27 protein-coding genes are annotated in these 24,177 nt (G+C 42.7%); 25 read left to right on the top strand and 2 right to left on the bottom strand.

Annotation, left to right across the window (positions count from 1 at the left end):
- Positions 1–8 precede the first annotated feature (8 nt).
- From hypA to ACXJY6_RS03205, 8 genes are all read left to right on the top strand, one after another.
- Positions 9–350, top strand: coding sequence for a hydrogenase maturation nickel metallochaperone HypA (gene hypA / locus ACXJY6_RS03170; protein ID WP_456050494.1), 342 nt, complete (start codon positions 9–11; stop codon positions 348–350).
- Complete coding sequence (gene hypB, locus ACXJY6_RS03175) at positions 350–1,405, top strand: hydrogenase nickel incorporation protein HypB (RefSeq protein WP_458767351.1); 1,056 nt, start codon at positions 350–352, stop codon at positions 1,403–1,405. The genes hypA and hypB overlap by 1 nt, the downstream gene beginning before the upstream one ends.
- A 3-nt stretch (positions 1,406–1,408) precedes the next feature.
- Complete coding sequence (gene hypC / locus ACXJY6_RS03180) at positions 1,409–1,693, top strand: HypC/HybG/HupF family hydrogenase formation chaperone (protein ID WP_456050492.1); 285 nt, start codon at positions 1,409–1,411, stop codon at positions 1,691–1,693.
- A complete protein-coding gene (gene hypD / locus ACXJY6_RS03185) occupies positions 1,693–2,841 on the top strand; it encodes a hydrogenase formation protein HypD (protein WP_458767352.1) in 1,149 nt (382 codons plus the stop codon). Before hypC ends, hypD begins: the two co-directional genes overlap by 1 nt.
- Complete coding sequence (gene hypE, locus ACXJY6_RS03190) at positions 2,834–3,844, top strand: hydrogenase expression/formation protein HypE (protein ID WP_458767353.1); 1,011 nt, start codon at positions 2,834–2,836, stop codon at positions 3,842–3,844. Before hypD ends, hypE begins: the two co-directional genes overlap by 8 nt.
- 9 nt (positions 3,845–3,853) lie before the next feature.
- Positions 3,854–6,148 carry a carbamoyltransferase HypF gene (gene hypF / locus ACXJY6_RS03195; protein WP_458767354.1) on the top strand — a complete coding sequence of 765 codons (2,295 nt, stop codon included), beginning with the start codon at positions 3,854–3,856 and terminating at the stop codon, positions 6,146–6,148.
- Positions 6,149–6,175: 27 nt separating this feature from the next.
- Complete coding sequence (locus ACXJY6_RS03200) at positions 6,176–6,334, top strand: hypothetical protein (RefSeq protein WP_458767355.1); 159 nt, start codon at positions 6,176–6,178, stop codon at positions 6,332–6,334.
- Positions 6,335–6,521: 187 nt separating this feature from the next.
- Positions 6,522–7,229: a 4'-phosphopantetheinyl transferase family protein gene (locus ACXJY6_RS03205; RefSeq protein WP_458767356.1), complete on the top strand. Its 708-nt coding sequence runs from the start codon at positions 6,522–6,524 to the stop codon at positions 7,227–7,229.
- Here the strand turns inward: ACXJY6_RS03205 and ACXJY6_RS03210 are convergent, their stop codons facing one another.
- Complete coding sequence (locus ACXJY6_RS03210) at positions 7,230–7,769, bottom strand: acyloxyacyl hydrolase (protein ID WP_456050486.1); 540 nt, start codon at positions 7,767–7,769, stop codon at positions 7,230–7,232.
- 20 nt (positions 7,770–7,789) lie between these two features.
- On the bottom strand, positions 7,790–8,857 hold the full coding sequence (locus tag ACXJY6_RS03215; protein WP_458767358.1) for a methyltransferase: 1,068 nt from the start codon (positions 8,855–8,857) through the stop codon (positions 7,790–7,792).
- 239 nt (positions 8,858–9,096) lie between these two features.
- On the opposite strand from ACXJY6_RS03215, the gene ACXJY6_RS03220 reads away from it, so the two are divergent.
- The 17 genes from ACXJY6_RS03220 (at position 9,097) to ACXJY6_RS03300 (ending at position 24,085) form a co-directional block, all read left to right on the top strand.
- A complete protein-coding gene (locus tag ACXJY6_RS03220) occupies positions 9,097–9,801 on the top strand; it encodes a beta-ketoacyl synthase chain length factor (protein ID WP_458767360.1) in 705 nt (234 codons plus the stop codon).
- Complete coding sequence (locus tag ACXJY6_RS03225) at positions 9,782–10,591, top strand: lysophospholipid acyltransferase family protein (protein ID WP_458767361.1); 810 nt, start codon at positions 9,782–9,784, stop codon at positions 10,589–10,591. The genes ACXJY6_RS03220 and ACXJY6_RS03225 overlap by 20 nt, the downstream gene beginning before the upstream one ends.
- On the top strand, positions 10,566–10,838 hold the full coding sequence (locus ACXJY6_RS03230) for a phosphopantetheine-binding protein (protein WP_458767362.1): 273 nt from the start codon (positions 10,566–10,568) through the stop codon (positions 10,836–10,838). The genes ACXJY6_RS03225 and ACXJY6_RS03230 overlap by 26 nt, the downstream gene beginning before the upstream one ends.
- A gap of 6 nt (positions 10,839–10,844) precedes the next feature.
- A complete protein-coding gene (locus tag ACXJY6_RS03235) occupies positions 10,845–11,099 on the top strand; it encodes an acyl carrier protein (protein WP_456050481.1) in 255 nt (84 codons plus the stop codon).
- An 87-nt stretch (positions 11,100–11,186) separates the two neighbouring features.
- Complete coding sequence (locus ACXJY6_RS03240) at positions 11,187–11,651, top strand: COG4648 family protein (RefSeq protein ID WP_456050480.1); 465 nt, start codon at positions 11,187–11,189, stop codon at positions 11,649–11,651.
- A 2-nt stretch (positions 11,652–11,653) separates the two neighbouring features.
- Complete coding sequence (locus ACXJY6_RS03245; RefSeq protein WP_458767363.1) at positions 11,654–12,997, top strand: AMP-binding protein; 1,344 nt, start codon at positions 11,654–11,656, stop codon at positions 12,995–12,997.
- On the top strand, positions 12,990–13,334 hold the full coding sequence (locus ACXJY6_RS03250; RefSeq protein ID WP_458767364.1) for an ApeI family dehydratase: 345 nt from the start codon (positions 12,990–12,992) through the stop codon (positions 13,332–13,334). The genes ACXJY6_RS03245 and ACXJY6_RS03250 overlap by 8 nt, the downstream gene beginning before the upstream one ends.
- Positions 13,331–14,968 (top strand): glycosyltransferase family 2 protein, encoded by a 1,638-nt coding sequence (locus tag ACXJY6_RS03255; RefSeq protein ID WP_458767365.1) that lies wholly within the window; start codon positions 13,331–13,333, stop codon positions 14,966–14,968. Before ACXJY6_RS03250 ends, ACXJY6_RS03255 begins: the two co-directional genes overlap by 4 nt.
- A complete protein-coding gene (locus tag ACXJY6_RS03260; protein ID WP_458767366.1) occupies positions 14,961–16,511 on the top strand; it encodes an HAL/PAL/TAL family ammonia-lyase in 1,551 nt (516 codons plus the stop codon). Before ACXJY6_RS03255 ends, ACXJY6_RS03260 begins: the two co-directional genes overlap by 8 nt.
- Complete coding sequence (locus tag ACXJY6_RS03265; RefSeq protein WP_456050475.1) at positions 16,504–16,914, top strand: acyl-CoA thioesterase; 411 nt, start codon at positions 16,504–16,506, stop codon at positions 16,912–16,914. Before ACXJY6_RS03260 ends, ACXJY6_RS03265 begins: the two co-directional genes overlap by 8 nt.
- Complete coding sequence (locus ACXJY6_RS03270; RefSeq protein WP_458767368.1) at positions 16,902–17,558, top strand: LolA family protein; 657 nt, start codon at positions 16,902–16,904, stop codon at positions 17,556–17,558. Before ACXJY6_RS03265 ends, ACXJY6_RS03270 begins: the two co-directional genes overlap by 13 nt.
- Positions 17,558–19,876, top strand: coding sequence for an MMPL family transporter (locus ACXJY6_RS03275; RefSeq protein ID WP_458767369.1), 2,319 nt, complete (start codon positions 17,558–17,560; stop codon positions 19,874–19,876). Before ACXJY6_RS03270 ends, ACXJY6_RS03275 begins: the two co-directional genes overlap by 1 nt.
- Positions 19,866–20,471 carry a DUF3261 domain-containing protein gene (locus ACXJY6_RS03280; RefSeq protein WP_458767370.1) on the top strand — a complete coding sequence of 202 codons (606 nt, stop codon included), beginning with the start codon at positions 19,866–19,868 and terminating at the stop codon, positions 20,469–20,471. The genes ACXJY6_RS03275 and ACXJY6_RS03280 overlap by 11 nt, the downstream gene beginning before the upstream one ends.
- The gene (locus tag ACXJY6_RS03285; RefSeq protein ID WP_458767371.1) at positions 20,464–21,645 is read left to right on the top strand and encodes a beta-ketoacyl-ACP synthase; all 1,182 of its coding nucleotides are present in this window, start codon (positions 20,464–20,466) and stop codon (positions 21,643–21,645) included. The genes ACXJY6_RS03280 and ACXJY6_RS03285 overlap by 8 nt, the downstream gene beginning before the upstream one ends.
- A 4-nt stretch (positions 21,646–21,649) precedes the next feature.
- Positions 21,650–22,117: a hotdog family protein gene (locus ACXJY6_RS03290; protein WP_456050470.1), complete on the top strand. Its 468-nt coding sequence runs from the start codon at positions 21,650–21,652 to the stop codon at positions 22,115–22,117.
- Positions 22,110–22,859 carry a 3-oxoacyl-ACP reductase FabG gene (gene fabG, locus ACXJY6_RS03295; RefSeq protein WP_456050469.1) on the top strand — a complete coding sequence of 250 codons (750 nt, stop codon included), beginning with the start codon at positions 22,110–22,112 and terminating at the stop codon, positions 22,857–22,859. The genes ACXJY6_RS03290 and fabG overlap by 8 nt, the downstream gene beginning before the upstream one ends.
- Entirely contained in the window at positions 22,859–24,085 is a 1,227-nt protein-coding gene (locus ACXJY6_RS03300; RefSeq protein ID WP_458767373.1) for a beta-ketoacyl-ACP synthase, read from the top strand. The genes fabG and ACXJY6_RS03300 overlap by 1 nt, the downstream gene beginning before the upstream one ends.
- The last annotated feature ends 92 nt before the right edge of the window (positions 24,086–24,177 follow it).

The following is a 24,177-nucleotide window of genomic DNA, read 5'->3' on the forward strand; positions in this document are numbered from 1 at the left end:
GCATCACTATGCATGAAATGTCACTTTGCGAAAGCATCATCCAATTGATTGAAGACCAAGCCCTTGCTCAGCAATTTAATCGTGTGACTAAGGTCTTTATTGAAGTTGGAGCGTTTGCTGGTGTCGAAGTCGACGCAATGCATTTTTGTTTCGATGTTGTTAGCCGTAATACGCTGGCTGAAGATGCCAGCTTAATTATCACAGAATTAGCAGCACAAGCTTGGTGCTTTGATTGCTCGACTCAAGTGAGTGTAACCAGTCGATTAGATTTATGCCCTCTTTGTAGCGGTGTGAGTTTGAAGTGTGAAAGCGGTGATGAAATGAGAATTAAAGAATTGGAGGTGCACTAGTGTGTACAACTTGTGGCTGTGGAGCTGGAAATACGAGAATTGAAAACATCGATAGGCACGACCATTCACATAGTCATGATCACGACCATCATCACGGCGAACACCATTCGCACCACCATGCGGAAGAGCATCAACATGATCATTCACACAATCAAGCGGGTGGCATCAATCAAGTGATTCATCACCATTACTATTATAATCAGGTTCATGTTCATCATTATCCATCGGCACCGAACTCTGTTGCGCCACACGGACATCATCGTTCTCATGCACATCACCATCCAGAAGCACATTCACACTGTGATCATGTAGACCACGAACACCACGAAGAAGAGCGGTTTGAGCCCGAATTGAGCGGCGAAGATCTTCATTATGGAGAGGGAGCGGCGCACTCGCACGCACCTGGTATGACTCAAAGTCGTATGGTTCAGATTGAACAAGACATACTGGCAAAAAACGATGCAATAGCGGAAAGGAATCGAGCATTTTTACAGTCTCGAAACATTAAGGCTCTCAATTTAGTTTCGAGCCCGGGCTCAGGTAAAACCACGCTGTTAACTGAAACCTTAAAGCGGCTCGACACCGATCAGTGTATCGTGATAGAAGGCGATCAACAAACCACCAATGATGCTGACCGAATTCGTGAAACCGGTGCTCAAGCGATCCAAATTAATACCGGTAAAGGGTGTCACCTTGATGCGCAGATGGTCGCCGACGCGATTGCGCGGCTATTACCAGAGCAAGATACAACTCTGTTTATTGAAAATGTCGGCAACTTAGTTTGTCCTGCCGCGTTTGATCTTGGTGAGAGTCATAAAGTGGCGATTCTTTCTGTCACAGAAGGAGAAGACAAACCATTAAAATATCCAGATATATTCGCTGATGCAGACTTAATGTTAATCAATAAAATCGACTTGATTCCATATCTGAATTTTGATCTTGATGCTTGTACGGCCAATGCAAAACGAGTCAACCCAGATCTGGAAATATTGCTGGTCTCGGCAAGTAGCGGAGAAGGTATGCAAGTGTGGCTTGACTGGTTAGGAGAGCGTTAAGTCATGTGCTTAGGAATTCCCGGAAAAATTATTGAGATCACCGATCCGGTTGAAATGCTTGGTCATGTCGAAGTGAGTGGGATTAAACGTGAGGTAAACCTTGCTTGTGTGGTTGAAGATTTACCAGAAAATTTAATCAATCACTGGGTACTCGTTCATGTTGGTTTTGCGATGTGTGTTATCGATGAAGCTCAAGCTAAAGAGACGTTAGAAGCGTTGGAAGCAATGAGCGCCTTGGATCACGAACTCGATGATTTTAGTCAACGTCAACAGAGTGAGAACGGCTAATGGAATATGTTGATGAGTACCGAGATCCAAAGCTCGCCAAAGCCATAATTAAGCAGATTGAACAAGCTGTTGCGGATATTCCAGATGCGAAGAAACCGTTACAAATTATGGAGGTTTGTGGCGGACACACTCATACCTTGTTTAAGTATGGCATCCTTCAGTTGCTCCCGAGCAGTATTGAATTTGTTCACGGTCCCGGTTGCCCGGTATGTGTGTTACCTAAATCTAGACTTGATCAATGTATCGCGATTGCCGAACAACCCAATACAATTCTATGTACGTTTGGCGACGCGATGCGTGTGCCGGGTTCGAATGGCTCGCTGTTTGATGCCCGTGCTCGTGGCTGTGACATTCGCATGGTGTATTCGCCTTTGGATGCATTGCAGCTAGCTGAAAAGCACCTCGATAAACAGGTGGTGTTCTTTGGGTTAGGGTTTGAGACTACGATGCCAGCGACAGCGATGACACTACGTCAAGCTAAACAACGTGGGATTCAAAATTTTAAACTGTTCTGCCAACATATTACAATCATGCCGACATTGAATGCTCTACTGACCCAAGATGATGTGCGTATTGATGGCTTTTTGTTACCAGGTCACCTTTCTATGATCATTGGCACCAAACCTTATCAACCACTAGTTGATGAATTTTCAAAGCCGTGTGTTGTTACCGGATTCGAACCGCTCGATATGCTCCAAGCCCTGTTAATGTTAATTAAACAATTCCGCGATAAGCGTTGTTGTATCGAAAATCAGTACGGCAGAGTCGTTAAAAATGGTGGAAACAGTAACGCACTTAAGGCGATGGAAGAGGTTTATCAGGTTAAAGCGCGGAGTGAATGGCGTGGACTTGGCTTTATTGAAAATTCCGGTATTGAACTTACCACTGAGTATCAACAGTTTGATGCTGAATTGTTCTTTAAACCAAAATCAAAATGCAGCAGTGATCCACAAGGAAGTCGCTGTGGTGATGTATTGTCTGGACGATGCAAACCGACAGGTTGTTCGTTATTTGGTCGAGAATGCGTACCAGAAAAAGCGATCGGAGCACTGATGGTTTCCTCCGAAGGGGCGTGCGCTGCCTATTACCATTATCACCGCCAATCGACTATGAACCAGACAAGTACCAAAGAGGTTACAAATGGATAGAATCACACTTGCTCATGGTAGCGGTGGTAAAGCTATGCAGAAATTGATTGATGATGTGTTTATGCGCCATTTTTCTAACCCGACTCTTTGCCAGCAAGAAGATCAAGCGCGGCTTTCGTTGCCTGAATTGGTGAGCTCGGGTGGGCAGTTAGCTTTTTCCACCGACTCATTTGTTGTTGACCCATTGGTTTTTCCCGGTGGTGATATCGGTAAACTCGCCATTTATGGAACTGCGAATGATGTTGCGATGAGTGGCGCGAAACCCGTGTATATGTCGAGTGCATTTATCCTTGAAGAAGGACTACTGATATCAGAGCTTGAAGCCATTGTTTGTTCTATGGCTGAGGCAGCTAAAGACGCTGGAATAAAGATCGTAACCGGTGACACAAAAGTCGTTCCGAAAGGCGCTGCGGATAAACTGTTTATTAATACTAGCGGGCTTGGGGTTATTCCTAATGAGATTGATTGGGGAACATCCAATATTCAATCTGGCGATCGCATTATTGTATCGGGTTGTATTGGTGACCATGGCGCCACTATTTTAAATCTTAGAGAAAATTTAGGTCTAGATGGTTTGTTGCAAAGTGATTGCCAGAACCTGTATCCATTGGTTGAAGCACTTCTTCCTATATCTGGCATTCGTTGTTTACGAGATGCAACTCGTGGTGGTGTAAATGCGGTATTACATGAGTTTGCATCAAGCTCAGGTTGTGGCTTTGAGCTCGATGAATCAGCGTTACCTATTAGTACCGAAGTTCGTGGAATATGTGAACTCCTTGGGTTGGAAGCGATTAATTTTGCTAATGAAGGAAAGCTTATCGTGATTGTTTCAGAGCGCGATGCCGACCATGCGTTAGCTAAATTACGAGCACTTTCTGGAGGTCAACAGGCCGCAATTATTGGCGAAGTGAACGACTCAAAGCAGATAACCATGCGCAATTTATTTGGTGGCAGCCGGTGGATTGATCTTCCGTCAACAGAGCCAATGCCTCGGATTTGTTGAGTTGATTTTATGAGTAACGGCATTGCGATTCGAGTTAAAGGTAAAGTGCAAGGCGTCGGGTTTCGTCCCTACGTATGGCAGCTTGCTAACGCGATGAATTTACATGGCGACGTTATCAATGATGGAGAAGGGGTTCTCATTCGGTTATCGAATTCGCAGTATTCAACGACCTCGTCTTCAATAAAATGGCGCGAATTCGAAAGGGCATTGATCTCTAAGCTGCCGCCTCTTGCGCGAATCGAGTCCCTAACATCAAGTTCGTTTGATTGGCCGACGTTACCCTGTCGCTTTGTTATTTCAACATCCCATTCTACAGTTATGGATACGCAGATTGTACCGGATGCGGCGACTTGTCCCGCGTGTGTCGAGGAACTGCTCAAACATCAAGATCGTCGTAGTTACTATCCGTTAATAAATTGCACTCATTGTGGTCCTCGTTTTACCATCGTGAAGGCATTCCCTTACGATAGAGCAAACACTGTGATGTCGAAGTTTCCACTGTGCTCAGATTGCTCGACGGAATACACCAACCCAACTGACCGACGTTACCACGCTCAGCCGATAGCGTGTCATCAATGTGGACCACAAGTTGCGGTTTATAATTCCAAAAAGGAGTTGCTTGATATTAATTGGTTGGATATTGCTATCGAGGCATTAACCAACGGTCAGATTATTGCGCTCAAATCGGTAGGCGGTTTTCATCTTTGTTGTGATGCGACCAACTCAAATGCGGTTCAACTATTACGTCAACGCAAGCATCGACCAGCAAAACCCTTTGCGGTGATGGTGTCTAAGATTAGCGCTATTACAAAGTTGGCAAATTGTAGCAGTCATGAACTTGAGATGCTGGCAAGTCCGGTCGCACCGATCGTCTTGGTTAGCAAGAAAACCAACACAGATTTAGCGCAAAACATCGCCCCAAATCTAGCCGAAATTGGCTTAATGTTGCCGTCAAACCCAATACAGCATCTGTTAGCTCATCATTTCAATAGACCTTTGGTGATGACGTCGGCAAATGGAAGTGGGCTTCCTCCGGCGATCGATAATCAGGATGCGTTAAGAGACTTATCACCGTTTGTTGATTATTTTGTGCTGCATGACCGCGATATCATTCAGCGTTGCGATGATTCGGTCGTTCGAGTAAAACCTGACTCAACAGTCGAAGTATTACGTCGCTCACGTGGCTTGGTTCCAGACGTGATTAACCTTCCTCACGGCTTCCCAGATGCCGATGGATATCTTGCCTATGGTGGTGACCTTAAGAGTGCGTTCGCGGTTGGCAAGGGGCGTCAAATCGTCGTGAGTCAGTATTTAGGTGACCTCGCCAATATTGAAACCCAGCAACAGTACAAAAAGACCATCGCCGACTACCTCTCGCTGTATCAATTACGTATTAAAGCCCATGTTATTGATCAGCATCCTGGATATTTCACTCACCAACTGGCTCAAGCTAAGGCTTCAGACTCTAACGTTATTCAGGTTCAGCACCACCACGCACATATTGCGAGTTGTCTGATAGAAAACCAGTGGCGACCAAATCAAGGAAAAGTAATTGCTCTTGCACTAGATGGCCTAGGGATGGGGGAAAACGGAGAATGGTGGGGCGGCGAGTTATTTATCGCAGACTATAGCAGCTGCAAACGATTAGGTGGGCTGCCACCGATCGCTTTGGTTGGTGGTGATAACGCGGCTAAGCAACCTTGGCGTTCATATTTTGCTCACCTAAAAGCCTTTTCGCCCCGGACTAGTTTTAACCAATTGAAGAGTCTTTTTCCTAACAAACCACTAGACCTGCTTGAACGAGCAATGCATAACCAAATTAATACACATATGGTGTCATCAACTGGACGTTTATTTGATGCTGTCTCCGCATCACTAGGTATTTGTTTTGATGAGATTGAATATGAAGGGCAGGCCGCTTGTCAGCTAGAAGCGCTGGCACTTCAAGAGCAAACGTTGTGTGACGATGAATTTGCAATTCCGATCAACGATCATCATTTGGATTTGTCGACATTTTGGACGAACTGGTTGTTAGTCGAAGCAACAACAGCACAAAAAGCTTTTCTGTTTCACCACGCTCTTGCTGATGCATTTGCGACACTAGTGCTCGAAGCCCAACAAGAGCATAAAGTTAATCACGTGGTATTAACCGGTGGTGTTTTTCATAATGCATTGCTTACAAAACTGCTTACTCAACGACTGAAGAATCATATCCAAATTCTACAACATCAATATTATTCATGTGGCGATGGCGGATTAGCCTTAGGACAACTCGCCGTCTCACTGTGTAAACCAACACTTTGATTTAAACAATAAAGGAAATCACTTACGATGAAAAAACGACTATTAGCATTACTTATTACTTTGCCAGAATTCGCATTGGCTCATACGGGTCATGGTGCTCATTCTCATCCAGAAGAAGTATATGGAGGCTTTATGCTAGTTGCTGCTGTAGTGGGAGCCTACTATATATGGAAGCGTTTTCGTTGATAAGATGATTGTGGGGTTGAACGGTGTTAGTGATTCGTTTGTATCAGCGCCGTTCATACTCTGGCTGTATCGTACTCAGTTTGTGTCTAGTATGGGTAAGTAAATCGGTAAGTGAATCACTGCTTTATATATCTATGATATAGTGAAGTTTAACAATTCTTATCTACTTCATTAGACAAACAGTACCATGAACGCGATTAAACAGTGGTGTTTAACGAATATCGAAGGCGTTGATGTTTGGTTATTCAGCCCCGACGAAATATTAGACTTCAGGTTATTTAAAAGCCAATTTTTTCACCTCCTTTCTGCCGATGAGCAACGAAAGTTCGAGGCTATCAAACGAGAACAAAAACGTCGTGAATATCTCTTCACGCGGGTATTTGTGCGTCACGTACTGTCTCGTTATTGCTCACTTTCGGGAGGACAACTGGTCTTTAGCAAAGAGAGTAATGGAAAACCTTATCTATCCACTCCTGAGCGCACCCCACATTTTAATCTCAGCCATACAAAAGGTTTGCTTGTATGCGCGGTTAGTGATCGCTTAGACGTCGGGATCGATGTTGAGAATATTACCCGTACGACTGACTTTGAAAGTATAGCATCGCAATATTTCTCCAATGATGAAAATAACCGTTTAAACATCAAAAAACTTCATGCTCGAAAAGCGTATTTTTATGAACTTTGGACATTAAAAGAAGCGTATCTCAAAGCGTTAGGGATTGGCATCTCAGTTCCATTGAAGAGTATAAATTTCTATGAAAATCAATCAAATGGAAATAAGAGATTTATGATTGATGACAAGGGCAATACTCTGTTTGAAGTGATGAAGTATGGTGAAGAGCACCTAATCTCAGTATGCGCTAGGCAAAATTCATCATTTGAAAAGGGTGTTTAACTAAAACTTAAAACCAAATGCAAGCGTAAACGGCACATCGATACCATCATTCGGTTGCTTTAGATTGGCGTTGCTAAAGTGGCGATATTGAAAACGAACCTGATATTTTCGCTGCGAGTCAAGATAAACTCCGCCACCCACCTGAGCCTGAAAAGCAAAATGAGAAGCTTGTTTTCGTTCGCCGAATTGTTTTGTACTTAAGTAGCTCGGTCCTAATGCTCGAACATGAAAGAAGGCTTCTTTTCCCGCAAGCGTTTTAAATAGCTTGAGCTCTGGAAAAATAGAAAACGCGACTAACGACTCTTCACCCTCCTGACTATCAGTGCCCATGTAAGTAATACTGGAACCTAAGCTTAAAATTTGTCTCTCACTTCGAATGTGATCGTACAGTATTGCATCGAGATAAAGTGTTTTATTCCAATCATTGGTGCCGAATTGAGGCCCGAGACCGCCACCGAGCATTAATTCTGATGCGTAGCTATAAGCAGACGACATACCCGTCAGTGTCAATAGTAGTATCTTCGGGGTAGACAGTCTCATCGGTTGATCTCACGCGTTAGTTATTGTTTACGACAATGAATTAACGAATGGCCTAGGCCAATGTTATCGGTGACTGAAATGATTTGTAGTCCTGCTTTTTCGATGAGTGGTAAAAAGTCGTCACTCATGTAAAAGCGACTATTACCATTGGCTAGAGCGGTAAAATAAAGACTTGTGCCATTTAGGGAGTAGCTAGCGGATTCAAATTCTTGTCGGTCTGGAAACAGCTCCATAATATAGACGTCAGATTCTTGATTCATTGCTTCAACAACCCGACTTAAAATACTGACAATTTCGGGTTGGCTGAAGCAATCAAGAAACTGGCTCATCCAATAAATATCTTTATTTTTGGGTAGAGTGGTATCGATGTTGAGTAAATTGCAAGGATGAGCGGTGACACGCTCAGAAAAGCCATGTTGCTCTACATTTTTCCGTGCGACGGCAATTTGCTGTGGTAAATCAACCATGGTAACAGTAACGTTAGGATTGAATTCGCAGCATTTAAGCGTCCATTTCCCAGTATTTGCGCCGATGTCACAAATGGTTTGTCCGTTACCACTAAAAACGGTATTCAAAATCGTAGGAAAGCTTCGGTCAGAATAATAGTGGTCAAAATCAAACCAACTGCGTTTCTCCTGATCGCTTAAGCTCGATAAGCCTTCATAGATGGTCGACCATTCACCTAACGCTTCGAGGCCAGCAGGGCGGTTTTCTAATATGGACTCAGTAAGCTGCGCCATTCCTTGATAACACACGTCAGACACAAAGTTCATGTTTACCTTGGTCATCTCATCATGATTCACAAAATGCCCAAGCTTAGTAATGATATAACGATCCTGATTTTTGGTGACTAACTTGACCGATAGCCCCATGTCCAATAACACAGCAACCCCATAGCGACTGATTGTCAGTTGTTCAGATAACTCATCAACCGTTGCACCTTGTGATTTGAACTTAGATAAAATATTCAAGATACCTAAGTCTCGCAGTGATTTGGAAGCTTGGAATGCGATCGGAGCAAAAGCGAGCCTTTGAGCTTCTTCTTTTGCTTCAACGGCAGATAGGGTGTCGGTGCTATAAAATTTCATCGAATTATTATTCAGTTAATCAAAGTGTTGCTAGCCTATTTAAATTTATAATGAAGTGCAAGCCTCAAAATATAGGTTTTAATTATTCATATAAAAAGCAATGAGAATTATCCGGATATCGCTATGGTATCGTGAAAATTAGACTCTATAGAATGAGCTATACTTTTACTTTGCCATATTAAATATAGTGTTATAGGATTCACTCAATTGTTTGTAAAACAGCATGTACTACGTAAATAATGAAAATAGATATTAAAATATGCGTTAGTGGAAATCTCGATTCGTTTGATTCGCTTAGTGAGAATATTTCTTTATGTAATTCGTCTCCAAACGTACCTAAGTCGATTCTTCGCCGCAGCAGTACACTAACAAAGAAAGTCCTTTCGTTTTCAGATTTTATTGTGTCTAGTAATACTAATTTCATGGTGTTTGCAACGCGACACGGCGAATTGAGCCGAACTTATAAGCTTTTACATTCAATCGCTTCAAGGCAGGAATTATCTCCAACTCAATTTGCTCAGTCGGTTCACAGTACCGCTCCCGGTTTGTTAACAATCTCCAATAAGAAAAATATCCCATTTACAACAATTTCAGCAGAACAAAATACATTTGTAATGGCATTAGTCGAAGCGATAACACATCTCAAAATTAATCCTACAGATGAAGTATGTGTCATTTATGCTGATGAATGTGTCCCTGACGAGATAGCTCCCTATATTAGTGATGATTGTGAGCTATCATTAGCAATTAAATTAAGAGTAGGAAATCAGTATATTGTTGATGTGGACACTGAAAATACGAGAGTATCTTCCACTGAATGTGATAATAGAGCTAACATTTTTAATATGATTAACCGATTATCCACATCGAATGAGTTTCAATTAACATCAACGTCACTAAATTTAATATGGACACGAACTGACAGTGATCGCAAAGCGTCTTAGACAAATAGGGTTTGGATTTTCATTTTTAATGTTCGGCATTGGTGGGCTGATGTTGTCGTACTTGGTCTTTCCGCTAATATTTATCTGTTATCGCGATAAATTAAAAAGACAAGATATATGTCAGTTTATGATTTCATGTTGCTTTGAACTGTTTGTTTTGATGTTGTCTTCGCTTCGAATCGTGTCGGTCGAAATATTCGACAAACATCGCCTAAACCCAAAGCAAGGTGCGCTCGTTGTTGCAAATCACCCAACATTAATTGATGTTGTGATTATCATTTCGCAACTGCGTCAATGTGATTGCATTGTTAAGTCATCATTGTGGGAAAACCCGTTTATGCGCCATGTAATTCAAATGGCGGGTTATATTCCCAATGAATCCCCTGATATTTTAGATATTTGTCATGAGAAATTATCCTCTGGACGGAAGTTGCTTGTTTTTCCTGAAGGCACTAGGACCGTTCCCGGCGAGCAGATTCGGTGTCAGCGTGGTGCGGCGCAATTAGCGGTTAGATGTGAAGCAGATATTCAACGTATTCTAATTCATACTCATCCAGCAATTCTTTATAAAGGAATATCTTGGTACAATGTGCCTTCCGAACAACCAGAAGTAAAAGTTCAAGTTATGGACGTGGAGTCGGTAACGACACTAATTGAGAGTTCTAGGTCAACCCCAATCGCAGCGAGGCGTCTTACTCGTTACTTTGAAGCGGCACTAGAACCGAGCAGTATTCACGAGTCATTAAATATTGAGGAATTCACAGTTGGAATCTCTAGAAAACAAAATTAAACAACTTATTATAACAACGCTAAACCTTGAAGATTTGTCCCTCGATGATATTGATTCAAACGAACCTTTATTTGGCGATGACGACGGATTAAATTTAGATTCAATTGATGCATTGGAACTTGGACTTGCAATAAAGCAGGAATTTGGCGTGGTCATCAACGCTGATGATACCAAAGCTCGAGAATACTTCCGTTCGGTAGCCTCACTATGTGAATTGATCGAACAACAAGCATCAATAGTGGAGTAATCGAGCATGGAAGAGTTAAAAGTATTCGAATTGATTAAAGACGCAATGGTTGAGTTATTTGAATTAGAACCTAACAGCATTACGCGAGATGCTCATATCGTTGATGATTTGGATCTTGATAGTATTGATGCTGTTGATTTAATCGTTCATTTGCAAAGACAGACTGATATTAAGATTAAGCCAGAAGAGTTTAAATCTGTTCGAACAGTGGATGATATCGTTAATGTCGTAATGAAACTCATCGATAAATCGGAAGCATAATTTTTGGTCCGACTTCTCACAATACTGATAGTCATCGTTACAGTTTGCTATCCGGTACTCATTTATTGGGGAGTCACTTCAGGCAACGTGATTGGCGTTGCTTGGATGATGATATCTTTATTGTGTGTAAAACTTACCATTCAGGTTTACAAGAAATCGACACGTGCAAATGAAATTTTGCCTCCAATCATCGGGATATTGGTTTTAGCGTTTACGTTGATTAGTGAAGATGTTAGAGGGACGCTTTATTATCCTGTCGGAATAAATATCTCCCTGTTGATTACGTTTTTTCTTTCACTGTTTTATGGACAGCCCATAATTACAAAAGTGGCACAAATAACGACGACTTTGGATGAGGCGGGTCTTATATATACACGAAACCTGACTAAACTATGGGTGGTTTTTTTCGCAGTAAATGGGTGCATTGCTCTTATCACGACTCAATTAAGTTTTGAAATATGGGCTCTGTACAATGGCGGGATTAGTTATGTTCTTATTGGTAGTTTTATTTCGGGCGAATGGATATATAGAAAACGGGTTTTAGAGAAGTAATTATGCTGTCTAATTTACACCAACTGCTTTTTTCTGATCGAGATACGACAATCTTAGCGCACGATTCAAACGGTAATAAGTGCATTGCAGATTTGAAAAATGAAGTTAACTGTGTTGTCCAATTATGCCGGGACTTTACTGATCAATATTTTGTTATTGCTTGTCGCGAACCATGGTCACACCTCGTTGCTATGCTCGCAGCACAGCAATTAGGCAAAACCGCTATTTTTCCTCATAACCAAGCGACGCTCACTCTGAAGCAGTATCAAAGAGATGCGATTCTTATTTCTGACGACGCCTCTGTCTCCCCAGATATCTTAGTAGACTCCAGAATGCTTAGTAATATCACTGAGTCAAGGCGCCCAATACAAGTTGATGCGGCAGCATGTAAGGTCGATCTCTATACCTCGGGGTCTACCGGATTCCCAAAGAAAATAACCAAGTCACTTGCAGTACTTGAACGAGAAGCTGGAGTCTTAGATGACCTGTTTGGAACGATAACTGATGTCACTCATGTAGTCGGCAGCGTTTCACATTTTCACATCTATGGCTTTCTATTTCGAATTGTGTGGCCATTGCTATCGGGAAGAATCTTTCAACGTCAACTTATCACCAATGCAGATGTTCTTTCTAGATTAACCTCACCAACTACTGCATTAATTGCGAGCCCAGTAATGCTAGAGCACTTGGTTTCGGAAGGGGCAGAGTTTTCCGCAGGAATTGTGTTTAGCTCAGGCGGCCCGCTGCAATATAAAACGAGCCAAGAGACTCGAGCTCTATCGGGATTATTGCCCATTGAAATATTTGGCAGCTCTGAAACAGGAGGGGTTGCTTGGCGCCGTCAAGCCTCACTTGAGCAAGATTGGGAGCTTCTGCCAGGAATCAGCTATCGACAGGACTCTGAACGGCTCAAAATCGTATCCCCATTTATTGATGAGCCAGGCGAGTACGTTACAGATGATTCAGTTTCTTCGATAGATGAAACTCACTTTCGCTTACTTGGTCGCCAGGATAGGGTGGTCAAACTTGCGGAAAAACGCGTCTCTCTTACCGCGATTGAACGTTCTGTTGAAATGCTACCCGAAATCGAATCAGCGGTGGTGATTACAATGCAAAATAGACACCGCCAAACCGTCAATCTTGTTATAACCTTGTCAAACGTTGGCAAGAAAATTGATGATATGTCAAATAGCGACTGGTGGAAAAAAATTAGGCGTCATCTATCACAAGATACAGAATCGGTAGCATTGCCTCGACGTATTCGGATAATTGATAGCATCCCTCGTAATACTCAGGGTAAAATAGATAATCAACAACTTTTGGAACTATTTCAGTCACATGGTTAGGCAGTTACCGTTTATACAAAATGTCGAAATAACACACGATAGAGTGGTGTTATCGATGACGATTCAACCTGAACTTGAATATTTTTCAGGTCATTTTGATGGTTTCCCAATTTTACCGGGGGTCGCTCAACTTGATTGGGCATTGTATTTTGCAGCACACTATTTTGAAGCTCCCTTTGAGTTCTCTGGTATGGAGGTCGTGAAATATCAAAAACCAATCTCACCTTCAACCGCATTACAGCTAGAGCTTAAATGGGAACGAGAGAAGAATAAATTACAGTTCAGTTATTTTGATCTCGATAGCATTTATTCCAAGGGCAAGGTAAAGCTAAGATGAAGTATGCGATTCTCATCCCTTGCTACAATCACGGCCAAGCGTTAATAGAAGTAATTAATTCGCTGCAAGAGACCGCGTTGCCAATTTTGATTGTTAATGATGGAAGTGACGCAAATACATCAAACATCATCGATGATTTAGCTTCGAAATTTGAGTCTGTTTCCCCACTGCATTTACCGGAGAACTCTGGCAAAGGTGGGGCCGTTATGGCTGGCATTAAGCACTTGCAAACTCTTGGTTTTAGTCATGCGATACAAGTGGATGCCGATGGACAGCATGATTTAAAAGCCATTCCTGAATTATTGAAAATCTCACAGCGCTCACCAGATAAATTGGTCTCTGGTGCTCCAATATATGGTGATTCCGTTCCTAAAGCTCGATTATATGGTCGCTACGCAACTCATGTTTCAGTTTGGATATCGACACTTTCGTTTGAGATTAAGGATTCGATGATTGGTTTTCGAGCTTATCCTATCGAAATGTGTTGCGCATTATTCTCGCGTAAACAACTCGGTACTCGGATGGATTTTGATACGGAAATTCTCGTCCGACTTTATTGGCAAGGTGTTGATATTGAATACCTCCCTGTAAACGTACATTATCCAGAAAATGGGATCAGTCATTTCTCAGGGCTTAAAGATAATTTGCGAATCAGTTGGCTTCATACGCGGCTCATAACTGAAATGTTCTTTCGCTCACCACAATTGCTTAAACGTAATTGGAAGCGCAATGTTCATTGGTCTCGTAAAAAGGAAAATGGCTCCATATTAGGGATGAAAGTCTTACTCTGGAGTTACAAGGTCTTTGGTCGTTCATTGTTTAAAAGTCTACTCTATCCGGTGATCTTGTATTACTACTTAACCGATCATAAATCACGTAACGCGTCAAAACAGTTTCAATTAGAAGTGGCGAAACGCAATAACGCACCCATCGCCAGTAGCTACCGACATCTTTTTAACTTCGGTGAAGCGATGCTAGATAAGCTCGCAGCGTGGATGGGGCAATACAGTGTCGATGATGTTGTCGTACACAACGAAGGCTGTTTTGAAGAAGCGATTAAAAGTGATACCGGTTGCCTTATCTTGGGAAGTCATTTAGGCAACTTAGAAGCTTGTCGCGCACTCAGCGAACGTTATACCGGCCTAAAAATGAACGCGATTGTATTTACCCAACACGCTGAGAAATTCAATGCGGTGATGGAATCAGTAAACAAAGACAGCAGCTTAAACTTGATTCAAGTGACCGACTTAGGGCCTGATACTGCCATTCTACTTGAGCAAAAACTTAATGCGGGAGAGTGGGTTGTTATCGTTGGTGACCGCACGCCTGTTACCAAAAATAAGCGAGTGGTTTGGAGTGATTTTATGGGTAAACAAGCTCCATTCCCATTAGGGCCCTTTATACTGGCCTCTATTTTAAAGCATCCAACATACGCTATGTTTGGGTTCTGTTTTAGCGGCAAAATTGAAGTACACCTAGAGCCACTACCATTCCAGCCTCTAGTAAGAGGTGAACGAGAGCAGGGATTGCAAACGAATGTCGCGATGTATGCGTCTATCTTAGAGCGCTATGCGCTACGTTATCCCTTACAGTGGTTTAATTTTTATGATTTTTGGAAGTTAGATAATGAGTAATATAGAGTCAGTGGTTTTCGGTTCTCAGTTCATAACAATCGAAGCGATTAATGCCATCGCTCATGGCAAAGCAAATGTTGCTCTTAACAATGAATCATCTTATTTGGGAATGATCGATAATTCTGTCGCGTTTTTAGAACGTTTGCTATCCGAAGATGGCGATATATACGGTGTCACGACAGGGTACGGTGATAGTTGTACCGTCCAAATTCCACAGCATTTAGTTCAATCGTTACCTTTGCAATTAACTCGTTTTCACGGTTGTGGCTTAGGTGATTACTTTAATGCCGAAGAGACAAGAGCAATTGTTGCTGCGCGTCTAGCATCACTAGCGATTGGTAAGTCTGGTGTCTCTCGAGAGTTGCTCTCAGGACTGACTCATTTACTGACTCACGATATATTACCTCAAATCCCTGAAGAAGGTTCAGTGGGAGCTTCTGGAGATTTAACACCTTTATCGTACGTTGCGGCTGCACTTATTGGTGAGCGTGAAGTGACGTATAACGGAAGTGTTATCGATGCAAAAGACGCGCTCGAGAAGACAGGAATGGACGCAATAACGCTTCGCCCTAAAGAAGGGCTTGCGCTTATGAATGGCACAGCGGTAATGACCGCAATTGCTTGTTTAAATTGGCAACGTGCGAGTTACGTGTCGGAAATGGCGACGCGAATTACTGCAATGACTACACTTGCTATGCAGGGAAATGCCTTTCATTATGATGAGCGTCTTCACGCTGTAAAACCTCACCCAGGACAAGTTAAGTGCGCCAGTCGATTACGTGAAGATCTTGCATCAGAGCTGCCACCTCGTAATTCCGATCGTCTTCAGGACCGTTATTCGTTACGTTGTGCTCCTCATGTGATCGGTGTTCTAGAAGACACGTTAACGTGGACTCGGCAGTTAATCGAAACCGAATTAAACTCGGCTAATGACAATCCAATCATCGACGGCGAGAATGAAACCGTACTCCATGGTGGCCATTTTTATGGTGGTCATATTGCTATGGCAATGGACAGTTTAAAAACGGCGATTGCCAATGTCGCTGATCTCTTGGATAGACAATTGGCACAACTGTGCGACTATAAATTTAACAATGGATTACCTTATAACTTAACCGGTGCTGCAGATGATATTTTACCGATAAGCCATGGTTTTAAAGCGGTACAGATCGGTGTATCTGCGTGGACGGCTGAAGCTCTGAAAAATACGATGCCAGCGTCGGTTTTCTCTCGTTCGACCGAGAGCCACAATCAAGACAAAGTGAGCATGGGAACCATCGCATCGCGAGATTGCCGTCGAGTGTTAGAATTAACCGAGCAAGTGGTCTCAGCGTGTTTGTTTGCTTCGGTTCAAGGGGTTGAATTAAGAGTGAAGGCACAGCAACTCAGCGATACAGAACTCAGCAGCGCAGTTACGACAACAATGAAAGAAGTACGAGAAATATCGCCACTGCTCGAAGGCGATCGTCCTTTGGAGGCGGAACTTCGCGAGTGTCTCTCGGTCATCGCTAAACGAGAATTTACTGGGTATTTAAATGATTAGTGCAAATGCGTATGTGACGGTGGCCTTTCAAGATTGCGACCCAATGCAGGTGGTGTGGCACGGTAACTATTACCATTATTTGGAAGAAGCTCGTCGAGCATTATTGGAGAAACTCCAGTTCACCTACGAATATATGGAGAGTAACGGCTTATCGTATCCCGTTGTCGACACGAGGATGAAGTTTACTTCTCCCGCGCGCCACGCCGACAAGCTCGAAGTTACTGCCACGTTATCGGAATGGGAAAATAGGTTAAAAATTAATTTTGTTGTGTTTAATCACACGACTCAAAAAACCTGTGTAAAAGCCCATACCATTCAATGCGCAGTCAATATGACCACCAATGAAATGCTCTATGCATCACCTCAGTGTTTATTAGATAAGGTCGCTGCATGTCTCGATTGATACCGTACTTATTGGTCTCTCTATTTGCTTTTTCGTCATTTGAATCCTTAGCAGACAAAGATGAGGAGATGCCCCCCGAGCTAACGAGTATCATTTCGATGGTAAGCAGTCAGCCTCAACAAATGGGCACGTTTTTGCAAGAAAAGAACATCTCTGGTCTAAGTCAGAAATTACTCTCCTCTGGTGAGTACTTTATCGAAGCAGGCGAATTAGAAACAAATAACGGAATTGTGTGGCAGCAAAATCAACCTTTTGATGATCTCTTAGTGGTCAAAAATCAGCAGCTGTATACCAAATCTGGTGATGGGCTCAAGCTTCAAAATGTCCCAACAAATGTTGTTAGCTTGATGACGGATATTTTCTCGGGCCTAATGACGGGGAATGTGACAAATCTGCAGAATCAATTCGATGTTGCGGTTAATGATAGCGACATACTTACAACTGACGATGCTGAATGGTCACTTACCCTAAAACCAAAGCGTACTCCACTGGACAGTATTTTTGAATTAATCACGCTATCAGGTAAAGACAGCGAGCTAAATAGTGTTAGATTACTAGAGGTTTCAGGTGACTCAACCAATATTGAATTGACCTCTTCATCGGAAGTCTCTGATATAGCAAAATGGTTGCGGAGCATAGAGTAATGCGTGACGTTGTAGCGCGTAGAAGTTGGTTCATTATTCTTATCGTTGCGCTTCTATTTTGTGCTATTAAGCTGCAAGGTAGTAATACAGTTCAAACCAGCGTGTTTGATATGTTTCCCAGTGAGACCAAAACACCCGCTTTGGATATCGCACTTAACCATGCTACTAAAGTGTTTGAACGTGATTTGATAGTGGTTGTTGAAGCGAACAGCGATAGTGAAGCTCGGCAAACCTCCCAAGCGCTAATCACAAAAATTGAAACATTTCCCACGATTGAGTTTATCGATAGCACTCAACGCGTAAGTTACCTCTCTGAACTGTTCTCACACCGCCAGCAACTTATCACAGAGCAAGATAGGGCGATAATTGCTCAAGGTCAGTCTGATCAACTTAGCCAAAATGCATTACGGCGCCTTTATTCACCCGCAGCGATTAATGGCCAGAGTTTTCTTAGTGACCCGTGGCAGACCTTTGAACGCTATCTTTTAGAACTGGTCGGTGAATCCTCATTTGAATATCAAGATGGGATGTTGATTGCGCATCTGAATAATAAAACACAAATAATGCTTCAACTTTCCTTGGTGGAGAGTGCTTACAGTAGCGAGGCGATAGAAGACATATCTCAGTTGAATCAATTTATCTTGGAACTTAAAACAGCTAAACACCAAACTTTTAGTACTGAGATTAGCTTAGAGGGTTCTGAAGGTGTTATTGAGAACCAAGAATTCAACATCTACCGAACGGGAGCAGGGTTTTATTCGGTTAGTGCCATGACATCGGCTCAAGCTGAAATTTCAATAATAGGCGGCGGTGCATTGTTGTTGATCATCGCCGTAGTGTTGTGGTTATTTGCTCAGTTTAAACCGTTGGGTATGACTATCTTGTCTCTGGGCAGTGGTGTTTTATTGGGACTTGCGGCGACATTAGCCTGCTTTGGTCAAGTTCATGCCTTCGCCTTGGTGATGGGAAGTAGTTTGATTGGTCTGGCGTTCGATTACGCGTTTCACTATCTTAGCTATCAGGTATGTTGTTCCGATCATACCCATAGCGCCGAGGTAGGAAGAAAACTTAGGCCTGCTTTAATTGTCGGAATGGTGAGTTCGATAATTGCATATGGCTGTTTGTTTTTTGCCAATCTTCCGATATTGAATCAATTGGCTGTATTTTCCGCATTTGGTTTGATGGGGGCTCTTGCCACTGTTTTGCTATTTTATCCGGCGTTTGGCCAAGTTAAACACTCTAACCGTGCAATTATCGTTGCTCATCAATTAACGCGTTTCGTTACACAGTATTTTAAACCGAAATATATCGGGGCTGTTGTCGCGTTATGTGCCGTGATTGCCGTGGTTGCCATGTTCCGTGGTTATTCGAATGATGATGTTCGAATTTTGCAGTCTCCAGAGCAACAGCTTGTTCAAGAGGAAGCCTATATCAAACAATTGTTTGGTTCGAAAAGCGGTTCAGATTGGATCATAACGATTGGTGACGACTTGCAACAAATCGCACAAGATGAAGAACGTTTAACTGCGAATTTGAATATTCTTATCGATCAAGGAACACTGACTGGGTACACGTCATCAACACAATGGGTTCCTTCAATAAAACGTCAAACTGAAAATTGGAACCTTTATAAGGCGCTGCTTGATCAACAAGGAGCTTACTTAGCTACGCGAGCGGGAATGAATCAAGTTCCACAATTGATGCCGTTTGTTCCGCTCGATAAGCTTAATGACCAAGCAGGTATGCCTCGGTTGAACGGTGAATTACCAGAAGGTGGATTCTTTTCATTAACTATGCTCGACGGGCTCAAAGCGAATATTGATTCTGATGTATTGAGCGAGAATCAGTTCTACCTTAATTATGTTGATGATATCGGGAATCTATTGGGTGAATATCGTGAGCACGTAACCAAATTGTTGGGCGTTGCCATTGGTTTGGTGATCATTTTTATTTTTGGATATTTTGGGCGTAAAAACCTATTAAGGCTTATCCTTCCTCCCATATTAGCCGTCGTACTCGCCGCGACGTTGCCGGCTGCGTTAGGGTTACCAATTACGCTTTTTAATGTACTCGGCCTTTTTTTGATTTTTGGTATTGGGATCGATTACTGTGTATTTTTGCTTTGTCATGGCGAAGCAGAACATACTATTTTGGCGGTATTTATTGCGGGGGTTAGCTCGTTACTCTCTTTTGGTTTAATGGCGTTGTCGAGCAACTATGCGATCTCCAGTTTTGGTATGACGATTGGGATTGGAATTCTATCTTGCTGGCTGGTTGCACCCACGGTTCTTGTCACTAGGAGTTCCAATGAAGAATAGAATAGTTAGCAGTATATTGGTTGGTCTTTTGTTAGGTCTTGCCGGATGTTCTTCATCTCAATCGACCTTTAATCAGACACTGTCATCGGATACCACAACTGAAGACAAGCTAGTACTGCTGAGTCCTGAGTCATATCATGGAGAGCTAATAACTCAGCAACTAATGGACGTCGAATATGACGGTCAACAACATCGCTTGCGAATGATTCTAGAAGTGAATCCTAGCGGTGTTACATTGGTAGCATTGACCGGATTTTCGCTGCCAGCTTTTACGCTTTCTTGGAATGGTGAAGTGTTAGACCTTGACTCTAAGCTGCCGATTGAAGCGAAAGGAATCGATGCGCAACGAATCATGCAAGATATTATGCTCGCCTTATGGCCTTCGTCGTCTCTTGACCCATTACTTTCCTCTAAAGGGTGGACATTGATTCTTAACGAAGACGTACGCCAATTTGTAGACGGCGACCAAAACCAAACCATGACGATAGAATATAAAGACCACCGTAATCAAAATGGAATCATTGATGTCTACCATCATGGTGCAAATATTGGCTACCAATTGACAACACTGCAGTGGGAATCTAGGTATGAGTAAACATGTCTATATTGAAGATATGGCTGTGAGTTGTGCCATCGGCTACGAAAGCAAGACTATTTTACATAACATGCGTGCTGGTCTCGCCCCAGGTCTAAAGCCTTGGAAAGAAGTGTTGTATTCAGGAAGAGAAGCCTATGTTGCGACGATTACTCACGAACTCGATGATGTTAATGAGGCATCAATTGTTAACAATCGCAATAACCAGTTAGCGAGTTTTTTATGCAGTGAACTCGAACCGAGTTTGACAAAACTTCGCCAGCGTTATGCGTCACATCGAATTGGCGTGGTCATCGGTTCGAGTACATCAGGTATCGAGAAAACAGAACAACAGATTGCAGAAAAAGTTAGAACTGGGGAGTTTCCACAAGATTATACTTATCAGCATCAAGAGATGGGCGATATTTCTCAAGTTGTCGCCTCATTAGCAGGAGCAACGGGCCCGATTTATTCGGTATCTACCGCATGCACTTCATCTTCGAGAGCGTTCATTAGTGCTGCGAAATTGATTCAAAGTGGAATATGCGACGCTGTTATCTGTGGTGGTGTTGATACTTTGTGCCATCTTACCGTAAATGGCTTTGATTCTATTGAACAAGTTTCTAGCGAGCCTTGCAGGCCATTTGACCCAGATCGAAAAGGGATCAATGTTGGTGAGGGCGGCGCATTATTTATTTTAACCGCTGATAAGAGTGACATTGAACTTGCTGGTTATGGAGAATCGTCTGACGCTCATCACCTTTCGAGCCCACTACCTTGTGGATCTGGTGCGTACGATTCAATGCAACAAGCACTAGCTAATGCGCAATGTTCGACAGAGCAGGTGGACTATATCAATGCCCATGGCACTTCAACTCAACAAAATGATGCGATGGAAAGTAAAGCAATCTCAGATCTATTTTCAACGTCTATCCCCGTTAGTTCTACTAAAGCATTAACAGGACACTGTTTAGGCGCCGCTGGTGCGGTGGAGATCGCGATTGGTTGTTTAATTCTTAGACATCCCAACGAACCGTTACCCAAACAATGGCCCTCGCAACGAAAGCTGGATACAAATATTCCACAAATTCAACTTGTTGAAGAAGAACTCATCGTTGAGCCAAAAGTGGTATTATCAAATTCCTTTGCGTTTGGTGGCAATAACGTCTCACTTATTATAAAGAAAACACTGTAGTATCATGAATTCAAAATTATACCCTGCGATCGAACAACTTCTTCCTCATAGTGCCCCGATGGTTCTATTGGATCGGGTCGTTGAACACACAAATACATCGATAACATGTGAGGTCATCATTAATGAAAGCAGTTTTCTTTTTGATGATGAACTCAACGGCGTCCCTGGCCAAGTTGGAATAGAATACATGGCTCAGTCGGTGGCGGCATTAGGCGGAATCGAAGCGTCTGCAGACGGTGAAAAACCACCAATAGGCTTTTTGTTAGGGGCGAGGCGTTATCAGCATAATTCTGGGTGTTTTACTAAAGGCAAACGATATCGGATTTGTGCGACTGAATTAATACGAGATGAAAACATGGCGGTGTACCAATGTGTTATTTGTGATGAAGCCGAAGAAACGATTGCATCTGGTCAGGTCAATACCGTTATCGCTTCCGATAGCATGTTAAGCGCAATGAATAATAATGAGTAATAGGCTGTTAGAGAATATGAAAAATGTGTTGGTTACTGGTGCAAGTAAAGGTATCGGTCGAGCTATTGCGATGAGATTAGCAGAAGATGATTTCATTGTTACCATTCACTATGGTCGCGATCAGCAAGGCGCTCAAGAGACCGCGGAGCTAATTCAAGCCAAAGGTGGTCAATGTCGTATTGTACAATTTGACATCGCTGATCAAGCAGAGTGTAAAGCGATTATCGAAGACCAAATTGAACAATATGGCGGCTATTATGGCGTGGTCAATAACGCGGGTATGTCTAACGACAATGCATTTCCATCTATGACAAGTGATGAGTGGCGTGGTGTTGTCCATACAAATTTAGACAGCTTTTATAACGTCATACACCCACTGATTATGCCTATGATTGGACTAAAGCAGGGTAGAATCATTACGTTGTCATCATTAAGCGGTCAAATCGGAAATCGTGGGCAAGTCAATTATTCTGCCGCCAAGGCTGGAATTATTGGGGCAACCAAAGCACTAGCATTAGAATTGAGTAACAAACGTAGGCAAATTACGGTTAACTGTATTTCACCAGGTTTAATCGACACAGGAATGGTAGAGCAGCATGTTGTCGATAGAGTCATGCCTCAGATCCCAGTTCAGCGAATGGGTAAACCAGAAGAGGTTGCAGAGTTAGCCGCATTTTTGATGTCTGAGAATGCGAGTTATATTAACCGTCAGGTAATTGGTATCAATGGAGGTTTGTATTAATGACGAATAGAGTTGTCGTCACCGGAATGGCGGGTGTTACAGCACTAGGCGAAGACCTTTCAACGGTATGGAATGGTTTACGTCAGTATAAAAATGCTGTCGTCACGATGGATGAATGGGATAAGTACGATGGGCTGCAAACTCGTCTTGCTGCCCCAATACAAAATTTTGAACTGCCAAAGCATTATACACGTAAACGTATTCGCTCCATGGGGCGAGTTTCTTTGTTATCAACAAGAGCTACCGAATATGCGCTTGAGCAGGCGGGGTTGATTGGTGAAGATGTTTTAACTGATGGATCAACAGGGATAGCATTTGGCTCATCGACTGGTAGTACCGGACCGGTATCTGCGTTTGCGACAATGCTCTTAGATCACAGCACTCGTAACATAAATGCAAACACTTATGTGGCAATGATGTCGCATACTACTGTTGTTAACACTGGGCTCTTTTTTGGGCTGCGTGGCCGGGTTATTCCAACCTCATCGGCATGTACATCGGGCTCTCAAGCCATTGGCTATTCCTACGAAGCAATCAAGTTTGGAATTCAAAAAGCAATGGTTGCTGGTGGAGCAGAGGAGCTATGTCCAACCGAAGCCGCGGTATTTGATACGTTATTTGCTACTAGCCAATACAATGATCAGCCTCACCTAAGTCCTAGGCCTTACGACCAAGATCGCGATGGCTTAGTTATTGGTGAAGGTGCTGGCTCCCTTATTTTAGAAGATTATGAACATGCCATGGCGCGTGGAGCGAAGCCTATTGCGGAACTCGTTGGGTTTGCGACAAACTGTGATGCGGCCCATGTTACCCAACCAAGAGCGGAGACCATGCAACGTTGTATGGAAATGGCGCTTAAGGACGCAAACCTAAAACCTGAACAAATTGGTTATGTGAATGGTCATGGAACGGCAACGGAATTAGGGGATATTGCAGAAACTAACGCGACATTTAATGTCTTCGGTAGCCGTATGCCAATTTCAAGTTTGAAAAGCTATTTTGGTCATACATTAGGTGCATGTGGTGCTGTCGAAGCATGGTTGACCATCAACATGATGAATCAAGATTGGTTTGCGCCAACGTTAAACCTTAATTCGGTGGATAGTCGTTGTGGCGACTTAGACTACATTAAGTCTGAGGGCCGAAGTATGTCTTGTGAATATGTTATGACCAATAACTTTGCGTTTGGTGGTATCAATACATCACTGATTTTTAAACGACTATAACCGTGAAATTCGGCGTAAAGGGGAAAGTGAAATCTATACGAACAAACTAGATGAAGGCATTCATATTATTTCGTTCCCCAATTGTGAACCGT

The sequence above is a fragment of the Vibrio phycocola genome (genome assembly GCF_054404255.1).

Excerpts from the sequence above, each read along its gene's own strand:
- hypA (WP_456050494.1), top strand. The coding sequence starts at position 9 with ATGCATGAAATGTCACTTTGCGAAAGCATCATCCAATTGATTGAAGAC.
- hypC (WP_456050492.1), top strand. The coding sequence starts at position 1,409 with ATGTGCTTAGGAATTCCCGGAAAAATTATTGAGATCACCGATCCGGTT.
- hypD (WP_458767352.1), top strand. The coding sequence starts at position 1,693 with ATGGAATATGTTGATGAGTACCGAGATCCAAAGCTCGCCAAAGCCATA.
- hypE (WP_458767353.1), top strand. The coding sequence starts at position 2,834 with ATGGATAGAATCACACTTGCTCATGGTAGCGGTGGTAAAGCTATGCAG.
- hypF (WP_458767354.1), top strand. The coding sequence starts at position 3,854 with ATGAGTAACGGCATTGCGATTCGAGTTAAAGGTAAAGTGCAAGGCGTC.
- ACXJY6_RS03200 (WP_458767355.1), top strand. The coding sequence starts at position 6,176 with ATGAAAAAACGACTATTAGCATTACTTATTACTTTGCCAGAATTCGCA.
- ACXJY6_RS03205 (WP_458767356.1), top strand. The coding sequence starts at position 6,522 with ATGAACGCGATTAAACAGTGGTGTTTAACGAATATCGAAGGCGTTGAT.
- ACXJY6_RS03210 (WP_456050486.1), bottom strand. The coding sequence starts at position 7,769 with ATGAGACTGTCTACCCCGAAGATACTACTATTGACACTGACGGGTATG.
- ACXJY6_RS03215 (WP_458767358.1), bottom strand. The coding sequence starts at position 8,857 with ATGAAATTTTATAGCACCGACACCCTATCTGCCGTTGAAGCAAAAGAA.
- ACXJY6_RS03220 (WP_458767360.1), top strand. The coding sequence starts at position 9,097 with ATGAAAATAGATATTAAAATATGCGTTAGTGGAAATCTCGATTCGTTT.
- ACXJY6_RS03235 (WP_456050481.1), top strand. The coding sequence starts at position 10,845 with ATGGAAGAGTTAAAAGTATTCGAATTGATTAAAGACGCAATGGTTGAG.
- ACXJY6_RS03245 (WP_458767363.1), top strand. The coding sequence starts at position 11,654 with ATGCTGTCTAATTTACACCAACTGCTTTTTTCTGATCGAGATACGACA.
- ACXJY6_RS03250 (WP_458767364.1), top strand. The coding sequence starts at position 12,990 with ATGGTTAGGCAGTTACCGTTTATACAAAATGTCGAAATAACACACGAT.
- ACXJY6_RS03255 (WP_458767365.1), top strand. The coding sequence starts at position 13,331 with ATGAAGTATGCGATTCTCATCCCTTGCTACAATCACGGCCAAGCGTTA.
- ACXJY6_RS03260 (WP_458767366.1), top strand. The coding sequence starts at position 14,961 with ATGAGTAATATAGAGTCAGTGGTTTTCGGTTCTCAGTTCATAACAATC.
- ACXJY6_RS03265 (WP_456050475.1), top strand. The coding sequence starts at position 16,504 with ATGATTAGTGCAAATGCGTATGTGACGGTGGCCTTTCAAGATTGCGAC.
- ACXJY6_RS03270 (WP_458767368.1), top strand. The coding sequence starts at position 16,902 with ATGTCTCGATTGATACCGTACTTATTGGTCTCTCTATTTGCTTTTTCG.
- ACXJY6_RS03275 (WP_458767369.1), top strand. The coding sequence starts at position 17,558 with ATGCGTGACGTTGTAGCGCGTAGAAGTTGGTTCATTATTCTTATCGTT.
- ACXJY6_RS03280 (WP_458767370.1), top strand. The coding sequence starts at position 19,866 with ATGAAGAATAGAATAGTTAGCAGTATATTGGTTGGTCTTTTGTTAGGT.
- ACXJY6_RS03285 (WP_458767371.1), top strand. The coding sequence starts at position 20,464 with ATGAGTAAACATGTCTATATTGAAGATATGGCTGTGAGTTGTGCCATC.
- ACXJY6_RS03290 (WP_456050470.1), top strand. The coding sequence starts at position 21,650 with ATGAATTCAAAATTATACCCTGCGATCGAACAACTTCTTCCTCATAGT.
- fabG (WP_456050469.1), top strand. The coding sequence starts at position 22,110 with ATGAGTAATAGGCTGTTAGAGAATATGAAAAATGTGTTGGTTACTGGT.
- ACXJY6_RS03300 (WP_458767373.1), top strand. The coding sequence starts at position 22,859 with ATGACGAATAGAGTTGTCGTCACCGGAATGGCGGGTGTTACAGCACTA.